Consider the following 12,788-nt stretch of genomic DNA (forward strand, 5'->3'; position numbering starts at 1 on the left):
AGTACCCGTCCAGGCACGCGTCGCCATCTCTGGCCGACAAAGGAGACTCATGAGCGCCACCCCCGAATCAGACGCGAGCGCCGCACCGCATGACGCGCGCGGCCCGCTCGCCGGTGTCAAGGTGCTGGAGCTCGGCACGCTCATCGCCGGGCCGTTCGCCGCGCGTTTTCTCGGCGAATTCGGTGCCGATGTCATCAAGATAGAAGACCCCAAAGGCGGCGACCCGCTGCGCAAATGGCGCAAGCTGTATCCGGAAGTCGGCGGTACGTCGCTGTGGTGGGCCGTGCAGGCGCGCAACAAGAAGTCCGTCACGATCAATCTGAAAGCCGAAGAGGGCAAGGAGATCGTGCGGCGCCTCGCGAAAGAGGCCGATATCGTCGTCGAGAATTTCCGGCCCGGGCTGCTCGAAAAGCTCGGGCTCGGCTACGACGTGCTGTCCGCCGAGAACCCTGGCCTCGTGATGGTGCGTCTGTCGGGCTACGGCCAGACGGGTCCGTATCGCGACCGGCCCGGCTTCGGCGCGATCGCCGAGTCGATGGGCGGTCTGCGCCACATCACCGGCTACCCGGAGCTGCCGCCGCCGCGTATCGGCATTTCGATCGGCGATTCGATCGCCGCGCTGCACGGTGTGATCGGCGCGCTGATGGCGTTGCACCACAAGCAGGTGAACGGCGGCAAGGGGCAGGTCGTCGACGTCGCGCTGTACGAGGCCGTCTTCAACATGATGGAAAGCGTGGTGCCCGAATACGGCGTCTACGGCATGGTGCGCGAACGTACCGGCGCGTCGCTGCCGGGCATCGTGCCGTCGAACACGTATCCGTGCCGCGACGGCAGCATCGTGATCGGCGGCAACAGCGATCCGATCTTCAGGCGCCTGATGATCGCGATCGAACGCGACGATCTGGCGAACGATCCGGCGCTCGCGCATAACGATGGCCGCGTGCCGCGCACTCAGGAAATCGACGCCGCGATCGCCGCGTGGCTGTCCTCGCGCACGATCGACGAAGCGCTCGCGGTAGTGAACGCGGCCGATGTACCGGTGGGCCGCATCTACAGCGTCGCCGACATGTTCACCGATCCGCAGTTCATCGCGCGGCAGATGATCCAGCGGTTCAAGTGGCAGGACGGCAATGAAATCACGCTGCCGGCGGTCACGCCGAAGCTGTCGGCGACGCCCGGCGAGACCCGCTGGCTGGGGCCGGAACTGGGTGAACATACCGATGAAGTCCTGCAATCGCTAGGTTATGATGCTGACGGCATCGCGAGGTTGCGGGTGCAACAGATCGTTTGATGCGCACAGCGCAACGCATAGAGAAAAGCGCGTAAAGCGCACACGGGCGGTCAAAAGCCGCACGACGAAAAATCTGGAGACAACGGACCATGCAACGCAGAACTTTCCTTGCCGGCGGGGCGGCGCTCGCGGGCGCCTCGCTCGCGGCCACGCCGTTCGCTTTCGCGCAGGGCAAACCCGAGACCACCAGGGTGGCGATCGCGGTGGGCGGCAAGAACCTGTTCTACTACCTGCCGCTGACGATCGCCGAGCGCCGCAGCTACTTCAAGGACGAGGGGCTCGAAGTCGAGATTTCCGACTTCGCGGGTGGCTCGCAAGCGTTGAAGGCGGCAGTCGGCGGTAGCGCGGACGTGGTCTCCGGCGCGTTCGAACACACGCTGCTGTTGCAGGCGCAAAAGCAGATGTTCCGCGAATTCGTGTTGCAGGGCCGCGCGCCGCAGATCGTGCTCGCGGTGTCGAAGAAGACGATGCCGAACTACAAGTCGATCGCTGATCTGAAGGGCAGGAAGATCGGCGTGACTGCGCCGGGTTCGTCGACGTCGATCATGGCGAGCTTCGTGCTCGCGAAAGCGGGGCTCAGCCCGAAGGACGTCGCGTTCATCGGCGTGGGCGCGGGTGCCGGCGCGATCGCCGCGCTGCAGTCCGGGCAGGTCGACGCGATCGCCAATCTCGATCCGGTCGTCACGCGCCTCGAGCGCGCAGGCGACGTGCGCGTCGTGTCGGATACCCGCACGCTCGCCGATACGCACACCGTGTTCGGCGGCGACATGCCGGCGGGCTGCCTGTACGCGTCGCAGTCGTTCATCACGAAGAACCCGAACACCACGCAGGCGCTGACCAATGCGATGGTGCGCGCGCTCAAGTGGCTGCAGAACGCGAGCGGCAGCGAACTGATCAACACGGTGCCGGAGAGCTATCTGCTCGGGGACCGCGCGCTCTATCTCGATGCGTGGCAGCACGTGCGCGAAGCGATGTCGCCCGACGGCCTGATGCCCGCCGACGGTCCCGCGACGTCGCTGAAGACGCTGAAGGCGTTCGATCCGATGATCCAGAACGCGCAGATCGATCTGTCGAAGACGTGGACCAACGACTTCGTGAAGAAGGCGCTGACGACCGTCAAGGCGTAAACGAAGCGGCGCGCGCGTAGGCATATCGAACAGCACGTGGACAGCGCGATTCGCCGCGTTCACGCCACCGCCAAGCGTCGCCGCGACCCCGCAAACCCGATTCCCCGAAGCGAGCCGTAAGATGACCGTTGCTGCCCTGGCGCTCGAAAACATCACCTGCACGTTCGCCGCTCGCGATAGTCGCGAGCAGCGCTACACGGCGGTCAAGGACACGACGCTGCGTATCGAGCCGGGCGAGTTCGTGTCGGTAGTCGGGCCGACCGGCTGCGGTAAGTCCACGCTACTGAACATCGGCGCGGGGTTGCTGCAGCCGTCGGCGGGCGCGGTCAGCGTGTTCGGCGAAAAGCTCGGCGGGCTGAATCGCCGCGCGGGCTATATGTTCCAGGCCGATGCGCTGATGCCGTGGCGCTCGGCGCTCGACAACGTGATGGCCGGCCTGTCGTTTCACGGCGTGCCGGCCTCGCAAGCGCGCGCGAAGGCCGAAGAATGGTTAAAGCGCGTCGGTCTCGGCGGCTTCGGCGACCGCTATCCGCATCAACTGTCTGGCGGCATGCGCAAGCGTGTCGCGCTGGCGCAAACGCTGATACTCGATCCCGACATCATTCTGATGGACGAGCCGTTTTCCGCGCTGGATATTCAAACGCGGCAGCTGATGGAAAACGAACTGCTCGATCTATGGGCCGCGAAGCGCAAGGCGGTGCTGTTCATCACGCACGATCTCGACGAAGCGATCGCGATGTCGGATCGCGTGGTGGTGCTGTCGGCCGGTCCCGCCACGCATCCAATCGGCGAGTTCCGGATCGATCTGCCGCGGCCGCGCGATGTCGCCGAAATCCGCTCGCATCCGCGCTTCGTCGAATTGCACGCGCAGATCTGGGGTGTGCTGCGCGATGAAGTGCTCAAGGGATATCAGCAGCAACTGACCGCGGTTTAAGTGTGCCGCGCATCCCTGCATGCGCATTGAAAGAGAAGGCGTGTTCAATAATCGTCCAAGGCGAACCAAGTCATGTGGAAGACGTTGCGCCCAAGCCGGGCGAATCTGGCGATCTGGCAGTGGCTGCTGCTCGTACTGTCCTTCGTGCTGTGGTACGTGCTGACGAGCCCGACGCTTTTGCCGCCGTTCTATTTCGACGATCCGAACAAGGCGGCGTTTTTCTTCGGCGAGCCGCAGAAAGTACTGCAGCGGATCTGGGAATGGTTCACGGGAGGCGAGATCTATCTGCATCTGTGGATCACGCTGGTCGAGACCGTGCTCGCGTTCGTGCTCGGCACCGCGATCGGGCTCGGCGTCGGCCTGTGGCTCGCGCTAGCGCCGACCGCGAGCGCGCTATTCGATCCGTACGTGAAGGCCGCGAATTCGATGCCGCGCGTGATTCTCGCGCCGATCTTCGGCGTGTGGTTCGGCCTCGGCATCTGGTCGAAGGTCGCGCTCGGCGTCACGCTGGTATTTTTCATCGTGTTCTTCAACGTCTATCAGGGCGTGAAGGAAGTGAGCCCCCTCGTGCTCGCGAATGCGCGCATGCTCGGCGCGAACCGCAAACAGCTGTTGCGCTTCGTTTATCTGCCGAGCGCGATGAGCTGGGTGTTTTCGAGCCTGCATACGTCGGTGGGGCTCGCGTTCGTCGGCTCGGTGGTGGGCGAGTATCTCGGCTCGGCGCGCGGTGTCGGCTATCTGATCCTGCAAGCCGAAGGCACCTTCGATATCAACACCGTGTTCGCGGGGATTCTGGTGTTGACCGCATTCGCTCTGGTTCTCGATGCGATCGTCGGGACGGCGGAGCGGCGCTTGATGAAGTGGCAGCCGCGCGCGGGAGATACCGAGAAGCTGTGAGCGATGCTGCATCAAGGCGTGATCACCACCTTGCCGATCACGCGACGCTCGGCCATGTCGCGCAACGCGCGGCCGGTGTCGTCGAGCGAATAGCGGGCGGACACGTAGGGCTTGAGCTTGCCTTCGCGAATCCAGCCGGTCATCTGCTCGAAGGCGGCGTGATTGCGCTGCGGCTCACGCTTCGCGAAGTCGCCCCAGAACACGCCGACCACGCTCGCGCCCTTGAGCAACATCAGGTTCAGCGGCAGCTTTGGGATCTCGCCGTTCGCAAAGCCGACCACCAGATAACGCCCCCTCCAGCCGATGCTGCGAAACGCCGGTTCCGCATAGATGCCGCCGACCGGATCGTAGATCACGTCCGGGCCTTTGCCGTCGGTGAGCGCCTTGATGCGCTCGCGCAAATCCTCGGTGCGGTAGTTGATCGTCGCGTCCGCGCCGTGCTTCACGCAGGTCGCGAGCTTTTCATCGCTAGATGCCGCCGCGATCACGCGCGCGCCGAGCGCCTTGCCGATTTCGACCGCTGCGAGCCCGACGCCGCCGGCCGCACCGAGCACGAGCATCGTCTCGCCAGGCTGTAGCGCGCCGCGATCGACCACCGCGTGATGCGAGGTGCCGTACGCGAGCGTGAACGCGGCCGCGAGTTCGAACCCCACGTCGTCGTCGAGCGGCACGCAGGCCGCGGCGGGCGCGAGCGCCTGCTCGGCGAAACCGCCCGAGCCCGTGAACGCGGCGACGCGCGAGCCCGGCCTGAACTGCGTGACGCCTTCGCCCACCGCGCGCACGATGCCCGCGGCTTCCGAGCCCGGCGTGAACGGCAGCGGCGGCTTGAACTGGTACTTGTTCTCGATGATCAGCACGTCGGGAAAATTGACGGCCGCGGCCTTCACGTCGATCACGACGTGGCCAGGCGGCGGTTCGAGATCCGGCAGGTCGTCGACGACCAGGCTCTCGGGCGGCCCGTACTGCTTGCAGCGAATTGCGCGCATCGTGTCTCCATATCGTTCAGGGTTCGCAACGTTTTCGAGTGTAAAGCAAAGCGCACGACCGTGCGATTTACTGCCGATTCAGCCCGCCTGCACAGCGTCGGGTTCAATACGAAGCAGCATCCCTTGCGTTCGACGCCAGCATTCGCGCGCCTGAAAAACATCGGCTCGCACGACGCTCGTGCCTGCCACCCGGACACACCGGCCATGTCGTTCGCGTGCCATCTTTCCTCGGTTACAATCGGCGCATGCGAATCCTACTCAGCAACGACGACGGTTATCTGGCGCCGGGCCTCGCCGCGCTTTACGAAGCGCTGAAGCCGATCGCCGACGTCACCGTGATGGCACCCGAACAGAACTGTAGCGCCGCGTCGAATTCCCTGACGCTGTGGCGGCCGCTGTCGGTCCTGCGTTCGGCGAACGGTTTCTACTACGTGAACGGCACGCCGACCGACTCGGTGCACATCGCGCTGACCGGCATGCTCGACCATAAGCCGGATCTCGTCGTATCGGGCATCAACAACGGCCAGAACATGGGCGACGACACACTGTATTCCGGCACCGTCGCGGCCGCCACCGAAGGCGTCATGTTCGGCGTGCCGGCCATCGCGTTTTCGCTCGTCGACAAAGACTGGGCCCATCTCGAAGACGCGGCGCGTGTCGCCGCCGAAATCGTCGCGCATTATCTCGAACGACCGTTGCCCGGGCATCCGCTGTTGAACGTCAATATTCCCAACCTGCCGTACGACGAGCTGAGCGGCTGGCAGATCACGCGTCTCGGCAAACGTCATCCGTCACAGCCGGTGATCCGCCAAACCAATCCACGCGGCGAGCCGATCTACTGGATCGGCCCCTCGGGCCAGGCGCGCGACGCGAGCGAAGGCACGGACTTCCACGCGGTGGCCAACGGCGCCGTGTCGATCACGCCGCTGCAGCTCGATCTGACCTATACGCAAATGCTGCCCGCGGCGCGCGACTGGCTGCGCGCCGGCAGCGGCACTTCATGACCGGCGAGCGCGCGAAGCGCTTTCCGCTGGGTCTCGAGGACCTGGTCCGCGAACCGCGCCGGCCCGAGGGACGTCCGGGTGAGATGCGCGCGGCGGCGCTCGCGGCGAGCGCGGCGTTGAATGCGCGGCAGCAGTCGGCGAAACCGACGCAGGGCGGCGCGGGCGCACGAGCGCAAGCGAGGACCTCCACTGCCGCGCAACCTGCGCCGGCGATGCGAACCCAGGTGATTCCCCAGGTGAAGACGCAAAGCGCATCGTTGAGCTCGGCAACGGCCGCGCCCAGTGCGATGCCGCCGAAGCCGCAGGCCGCGCCAGTCGCGAAGACAATGGCGAACACGTTGGCTGGTGCATTGGCGGGGCAGCCTGTCAAGCAAGCGCCGAAGTCGTCGGTCAAGCCGGGCAAAACCTCGACGCATGCGCGAGGCCATAGCGCGCGCGGGACGCCATCACCACTTCAGTCGCAAGCGCAGCAAACCGCGAAAGGCGCGCCGAACGTCGCACTGGCCGGCGCGATGAGTGGCGCATTCGCTGGCGCAAGCAGCGGCGCGATGAACAACGCGCCGGCGCTGACTTCGGAACGGGTTCGCGAACGCATGGTCGAACGCCTTCGAGCCAATGGGGTGAGCGATCAGCGTGTGCTGAACGCGATGGCGGCGGTGCCGCGCCACATGTTCGTCGATCCGGGTCTCGCGGTCCAGGCGTACGAAGATGCCGCGCTGCCGATCGGTCATCACCAGACCATCTCGAAGCCGTCGGTGGTCGCGCGAATGATCGAGCTCGCGGCCGCCGGGCGCGCGCTGAACACCGTGCTCGAGATCGGCACCGGTTGCGGCTATCAGGCGGCGGTGCTGAGCCAGGTCGCGCGTGAGGTTTATTCGATCGAACGTATCAAGCCGCTGTCCGAGCGCGCTAAGACGAATCTGCGTCCGCTGCGCATTCCGAATATCCGGCTGCATTACGGCGACGGGCGGCTCGGTTTGCCGTCGGCGGCGCCGTTCGACGCAATCGTGATCGCGGCTGCCGGACTCGACGTGCCGCAGGCGTTGCTCGAGCAGCTTGCGATCGGCGGACGTCTGGTTGCGCCGGTCGGCTCACAGGAAGGACAGAGCCAGGTGCTGACGCTGGTCGAGCGCCTCGGGCCCGCGCAATGGCGCGAGTCGCGGCTTGATCGCGTTTTCTTTGTACCCTTAAAATCCGGAGTGATTTGACACCGATGAGTATGTTGCGCGCGATGCAGAGAACCACCCCGAATACCCCCATGACCGTAACCCAGCGCAGCGTGTGCGTGCTCGCCTTGTCCCTGTTGATGACGGCCTGCGCATCCCGGCTCGACCAGGCGCCCGTCGTCGACCGCTCCGGCGCCGGCACGCTCGCCACGGCGCAGGGCGGGGCGCAACCGGCCGTGCCGCTCGGGCCGCCGCCGCCCGGCTACTATCGCGTGAAGCCGGGCGATACGCTGTACCGCATTGCGCTCGAAAACGGCCAGAATTACCGCGACATCTCGACGTGGAACAACCTGACCAACCCGAATCAGATCGAAGTCGACCAGTTGCTGCGCGTCGTGCCGCCGGGCGCGAATACCGCGGCCATGACGCCGGGCGTGTCGACCGCGCCGATCGGCAGCACCGGCGCGGTGCAAAGCGCACCGCTGAACAACAACGCGCCGGCCGCGGTCGGCGCTGCGATGCCGCCGCTGTACGGCGGCGCGACGAACGGTACGCTCGCTGCGCCTCCAGCCAATCCCTCTGCGGCGAGCGCCGACACCGGCAGCGCCGCCACGGGCAACGTAGCATTTGCATGGCCGGCGCGTGGTCCGCTGCTCAACACGTTTAACGACTCGACCAACAAGGGCGTCAATATCGGCGGCTCGGTGGGCGAGCCGGTCAAAGCTTCAGCGGATGGTCGCGTCGTCTATGCCGGAAATGGGCTGCGTGGCTACGGCAATCTCATTATCATCAAGCATGATGCAACTTATCTCACCGCGTATGCACACAACCGCGCTTTGATGGTAAAAGAGGGGGACGCGGTAACGAAGGGGCAGAAGATCGCTGAGATGGGCAATAGCGATTCCGACCGCGTGATGTTGCATTTCGAAGTTCGCCGACAGGGTAAACCAGTCGACCCACTGAAGTATTTGCCGCCGCAATAAGCGATACGATCATGCCGAAATCGAAGCGCCGCCCGCCGCAAGCCGAGTCTGAGACGATCAGCGAAGCCACGTCCGCTGCAGTGGACGAAAGCGGCGCTTCGGAAGTGGAAGAAGAGACCGTCGAGGAGCGCGATCTCGACGAACGCCAGAGCGGTCTCGACGACAGCGAGAGCGCTGACGCGCGCGAAACCACCGGCGAGGCGCCGCCCGACGCCGACGATTTCCGCGCACTGCTGCAGGCCGAACTCACGGCCGACACGATCCAGCATTATCTGAATCGCATCAGCGTGAAGCCGCTGCTCACCGTCGAGGAAGAGCAGAAATATTCGCGCCTTGCCAAGGCCGGCGAGTTCGAAGCGCGGCAGGTGATGATCGAGCGTAATCTGCGGCTGGTCGTCAGCATTGCCAAGGGTTATCTGAATCGCGGCGTGCCGCTGCTCGATCTGATCGAAGAGGGCAATCTCGGCCTGATGCACGCAATCGAAAAATTCGATCCGACGCGCGGCTTCCGTTTTTCGACTTACGCGACGTGGTGGATCCGCCAGAGCATCGAGCGCGCGATCATGAACCAGGCGCGCACCGTGCGATTACCCGTGCATGTGATTCGTGAGCTCAACCAGGTGTTGCGCGCGAAGCGTCATCTGGAAAAGAACTCGATGAATTCCGGCGAGGCGGCCGAGCGCCGGGACGCGAGCATCGACGACATCGCCTACCTGACCGGCAAGACCACCGACGAAGTCACCGACATCCTCGCGCTGAACGAGCACACCGCGTCGCTCGACGCGCCGCTCGACCTCGATCCGGCCAGCAGTCTGCTCGATCTGCTGTCGGACGACCAGAGCCAGTCGCCAGACGCCGAGGTGCAGCATCGCGAGCTTGAAACGCTGACGCGCGCCTGGCTCGCGCGTTTGTCGGACAAGCACCGCCATGTGATCGAGCGGCGCTTCGGTCTGAACCACATCGAGCCCGCCACGCTCGAGGAACTGGCCGACGAAATGGGCCTCACGCGCGAGCGTGTGCGCCAGATCCAACAGGAAGCGCTGGTGCGACTCAAGCGCTTCTTCGCCTCAAACGGTGTCCGCAAAGACGCCGTTCTCTGACTGATGACACCGATTCTTGTTTTCGACATCGAGACGATTCCCGATGTCGCCGGCATCCGCCGTCTTGAAGATTTGCCCGCGTCGATGAGCGACGCCGACGTCGCCGAGCACGCGTTCGCCGCGCGCCGCGAAAAAACCGGCAGCGATTTTCTGCCGCATCACCTGCAACGGGTCGCGGCGATTTCCTGCGTGTTCCGCGACAACAACGGTTTTCGCGTGCGCTCGCTCGGCACGCCCGAGGACGGCGAGGCGACGCTCGTGCAGTCGTTTTATCGCGTGATCGAGAAGTACACGCCGCAACTCGTGTCCTGGAACGGCGGTGGTTTCGATCTGCCGGTGCTCAACTATCGCGCACTCGTCAACGGCATCCCGGCCTATCGGTTCTGGGATCTCGGCGAGGACGATCGCGAGTTCAAGTGGAACAACTACATCAGCCGCTACCACGCGCGCCACACCGACCTGATGGACGTGCTCGCGATGTACCAGGCGCGCGCCAATGCGCCGCTCGACGCGCTCGCGAAGATGTGCGGCTTTCCGGGCAAGATGGGCATGGACGGCAGCCAGGTCTGGCAGGCGTTCCAGCAAGGGCGCATCGAGGAAATCCGCAATTACTGCGAGACCGATGTGGTCAACACATACCTGCTGTATTGCCGCTTCCAGTTGATGCGCGGCGGCTTTTCGCCGTCGGAATATGCCGACGAGATCAACCTCGTGAAGAACGCGCTCGCTCTGGAAGCGGCGCCGCAGTGGGCCGAGTATCTGGCGGCGTTCGAGCAGTAAGCTCGCGCGAGCAAGGCTTGCGCGTGCTCGCCGCACGCCCGACCCGCACCGCGCCGCAGGCAAGCCCGACGCTTCGTCTACAATCTCGCCTTTCCCCCACAGTTTGTCAGGAAGTCCGCAGGTGTCCCGAACTGCCCCCCAACGTCGCTCGCCGCGGCGCTCATCGAAGCATGCCAGGGCGCAGGCCCCGGCGCCGGCGCCCGTCATTACCGGCAACGAACCGGTTATCGAAATCGTGTCGCTCGACATGGAAGCGCGCGGCGTGGGCCGCACCACCAGCGAAGACGGCACGCCAGGCAAGGTCGTGTTCGTCGAAGGCGCACTGCCGGGTGAACTGGTCAGCTACTCGACGTATCGCAGCAAACCCAAATTCGAGCAGGCCGAAGTGGTCCAGGTGTTCCGCGAGAGCGTGATCCGCACGACGCCGAAATGCGCGTACTTCAACGTCTGCGGCGGCTGCTCGATGCAGCATCTCGACATGCGCGCGCAGGTGGCGGTCAAGCAGCGCGTGCTCGAGGACAACCTGCAGCATCTTGCGAAGCTTCGCCCCGAAACGGTGTTCCGGCCGATTCACGGGCCGTCCTGGGGTTATCGGTATCGCGCGCGGCTCGCGGTGCGCTTTCTGCCGGAGCGCGGCGGCATGCGCATCGGCTTTCACGAGAAGAAGAGCAGCTATATCGCCGACATGAAGACCTGCGAGGTGCTCCCGCCGCATGTGTCGGCGATGCTGATGCCGCTGCGCTTCATGGTCCGCAAGCTGTCGATCTACGAGCGCATGCCGCAGCTCGAACTCGCGGTCGGCTCGTCGGTCACGGCGCTCGTCGTGCGCAACCTCGAACCGCTGACGGCTGAGGACGAGCAGGTACTGCGCGAGTTCGCCGACGAGCACAACGTGCAGTTCTGGATCCAGCCGGGCGGACACGACACGGTCACGCCGCTTTATCCGCTCGACGTACAGCTCGACTACACGCTGCCCGAGTACGGCATCCGCATGCCGTTCAAGCCCACTGATTTCACCCAGGTCAATCACGCGATCAACCGTGTGCTGGTGAGTCGCGCGTTGCGCCTGCTCGCGCCGGCGCGCACGGACCGCGTGCTCGACCTGTTCTGCGGGATCGGCAACTTCACGCTGCCGCTCGCGCGCATCTCGCGGGAAGTGGTCGGCATCGAGGGCAGCGAAGAGCTGACCCAGCGCGCGCTCGCCAATGCGGAGCTGAATGGCGTCGCGGGGCATGCGTCGTTCGCGTGCCGCAACCTGTTCGAAGTCACCGCCGACGACCTGCGCGCGCTCGGCCACTTCGACAGGTTCCTGATCGATCCGCCGCGCGAAGGCGCGCTCGCGATCGCGAAGGCCCTCGCGGAAATTGCGCAAAGCGGCAACGGGCCTCTGCCGAAGCGCATCGTGTACGTGTCGTGCGCGCCGGGCACGCTCGCGCGCGATGCCGGGCTGCTCGTGCACGAGGCCGGCTATCGGCTGGTGGGCGCGGGCGTCGTCAACATGTTCCCGCACACGTCGCACGTAGAATCGATTGCGCTGTTCGAGCGAGATTGAGTCTCGCGGCGCGCATAAAAGAAAACGCCACGACCGAGGTCGTGGCGTTTTCTTTTTCAGACGACGCTCAGCGTGCCGTCGGCGCGTGGGGCGTCAGAACTGCCACCACGACTTCGCGGCGCCGGGCCGTGCGCGGCCGGTGACGTACGGGCTGTCGGGGAAGGTGCCGGCCAGCACGCGACGCGTGTCGTCGGCGAGTTGCTGGTTGTTCAGCTTCTCGTACGACAGGATCATGATGTGCAGCGCGTCTTCGATGGCCGGCGCGTTCTTGTACTCGCGCAACGCGAGCTGCGCGCGGTTGATCGCGGCGACATAGGCGCCGCGGCGATAGTAGTAGTCCGCCGTGTGGACTTCGTGCGATGCGAGCGCATTCACGATGTAGCGCATGCGCTGCGCGGCGTCCGCCGCGTACTTGCTGTTCGGGAATCGGTCCACCACGACCTTGAACGCGTCATACGACTCGCGCAGCGACTTCGGGTCGCGCTCGCTCATGTCCTGGCCCGAGAAGCGGCCGAACAGACCGAGATCGTCGTTGAAGTGGATCATGCCTTTCAGGTAGTACGCGTAGGCGATGTCCGGATGATCCGGGTGCAGCTGGATGAAGCGGTCGATGGCCTGGTCGGCGGCGGCGTTTTCGTTGTCCTTCCAGTTGCAGTACGCGACGTTGATCTGCGCCTGCTGCGCGAAGTGGCCGAACGGGTCGCGGCCCTCGAGCATCTCGAAATACTTCGCGCACTTGCCGAAGTCACCACCGGTCAGGGCGTCGTTCGCCTCCGTATATAATTTGTTGTTGGTCCACGTTGCCGTTTCGTCGGTCTTTTCCGGCAGGCCATGGCAAGCCGCGATAGCGACGACGGCCGCGGCGCACGCAACGTATCCGGCCACTTTCCGGGCCGCCTTCTTGATGGCCGCCAAATTGATCGCCGCTTCAGTGATGGTGTTCAAGGCTCGCATTTTCCAGTCTAGCT

Annotated in this window: 12 protein-coding genes; 10 read left to right on the plus strand and 2 right to left on the minus strand. The window is 64.9% G+C overall.

The window, feature by feature from the left end:
• The first annotated feature begins 49 nt into the window (after positions 1–49).
• The 4 genes from OKW43_RS22260 (at position 50) to OKW43_RS22275 (ending at position 4,249) form a co-directional block, all read left to right on the plus strand.
• Positions 50–1,291, plus strand: coding sequence for a CaiB/BaiF CoA transferase family protein (locus OKW43_RS22260; RefSeq protein WP_429449868.1), 1,242 nt, complete (start codon positions 50–52; stop codon positions 1,289–1,291).
• An 89-nt stretch (positions 1,292–1,380) separates the two neighbouring features.
• A complete protein-coding gene (locus tag OKW43_RS22265) occupies positions 1,381–2,418 on the plus strand; it encodes an ABC transporter substrate-binding protein (RefSeq protein WP_187635176.1) in 1,038 nt (345 codons plus the stop codon).
• 121 nt (positions 2,419–2,539) lie between these two features.
• Entirely contained in the window at positions 2,540–3,352 is an 813-nt protein-coding gene (locus OKW43_RS22270) for an ABC transporter ATP-binding protein (RefSeq protein ID WP_187635177.1), read from the plus strand.
• Between the two features lie 72 nt (positions 3,353–3,424).
• Positions 3,425–4,249, plus strand: coding sequence for an ABC transporter permease (locus tag OKW43_RS22275; RefSeq protein WP_187635178.1), 825 nt, complete (start codon positions 3,425–3,427; stop codon positions 4,247–4,249).
• Positions 4,250–4,260: 11 nt separating this feature from the next.
• On the opposite strand, the gene OKW43_RS22280 is transcribed toward OKW43_RS22275, so the two are convergent.
• Positions 4,261–5,235, minus strand: a complete 975-nt coding sequence (locus tag OKW43_RS22280; protein ID WP_429449871.1) for an NADPH:quinone oxidoreductase family protein — start codon at positions 5,233–5,235, stop codon at positions 4,261–4,263.
• Positions 5,236–5,480: 245 nt separating this feature from the next.
• Between OKW43_RS22280 and surE the strand changes: the two genes are divergently transcribed.
• From surE to rlmD, 6 genes are all read left to right on the plus strand, one after another.
• Complete coding sequence (gene surE / locus OKW43_RS22285; protein ID WP_187635180.1) at positions 5,481–6,239, plus strand: 5'/3'-nucleotidase SurE; 759 nt, start codon at positions 5,481–5,483, stop codon at positions 6,237–6,239.
• Positions 6,236–7,447 carry a protein-L-isoaspartate(D-aspartate) O-methyltransferase gene (locus OKW43_RS22290; protein WP_429449874.1) on the plus strand — a complete coding sequence of 404 codons (1,212 nt, stop codon included), beginning with the start codon at positions 6,236–6,238 and terminating at the stop codon, positions 7,445–7,447. The genes surE and OKW43_RS22290 overlap by 4 nt, the downstream gene beginning before the upstream one ends.
• Before the next feature lie 5 nt (positions 7,448–7,452).
• Positions 7,453–8,388: a peptidoglycan DD-metalloendopeptidase family protein gene (locus OKW43_RS22295; protein ID WP_187635182.1), complete on the plus strand. Its 936-nt coding sequence runs from the start codon at positions 7,453–7,455 to the stop codon at positions 8,386–8,388.
• 11 nt (positions 8,389–8,399) lie between these two features.
• Complete coding sequence (gene rpoS, locus OKW43_RS22300; protein ID WP_187635183.1) at positions 8,400–9,488, plus strand: RNA polymerase sigma factor RpoS; 1,089 nt, start codon at positions 8,400–8,402, stop codon at positions 9,486–9,488.
• A gap of 3 nt (positions 9,489–9,491) precedes the next feature.
• Positions 9,492–10,268 (plus strand): 3'-5' exonuclease, encoded by a 777-nt coding sequence (locus tag OKW43_RS22305; RefSeq protein WP_187635184.1) that lies wholly within the window; start codon positions 9,492–9,494, stop codon positions 10,266–10,268.
• Between the two features lie 121 nt (positions 10,269–10,389).
• The gene (gene rlmD / locus OKW43_RS22310) at positions 10,390–11,820 is read left to right on the plus strand and encodes a 23S rRNA (uracil(1939)-C(5))-methyltransferase RlmD (protein ID WP_187635185.1); all 1,431 of its coding nucleotides are present in this window, start codon (positions 10,390–10,392) and stop codon (positions 11,818–11,820) included.
• A 93-nt stretch (positions 11,821–11,913) separates the two neighbouring features.
• Here rlmD and OKW43_RS22315 read toward each other — a convergent pair whose 3' ends face one another.
• Positions 11,914–12,774 (minus strand): outer membrane protein assembly factor BamD, encoded by an 861-nt coding sequence (locus OKW43_RS22315; RefSeq protein WP_429449877.1) that lies wholly within the window; start codon positions 12,772–12,774, stop codon positions 11,914–11,916.
• Positions 12,775–12,788: the final 14 nt, after the last annotated feature.

Source organism: Paraburkholderia sp. WC7.3g, from assembly GCF_050436345.1.
Taxonomy (GTDB): Bacteria; Pseudomonadota; Gammaproteobacteria; order Burkholderiales; family Burkholderiaceae; genus Paraburkholderia; species Paraburkholderia podalyriae.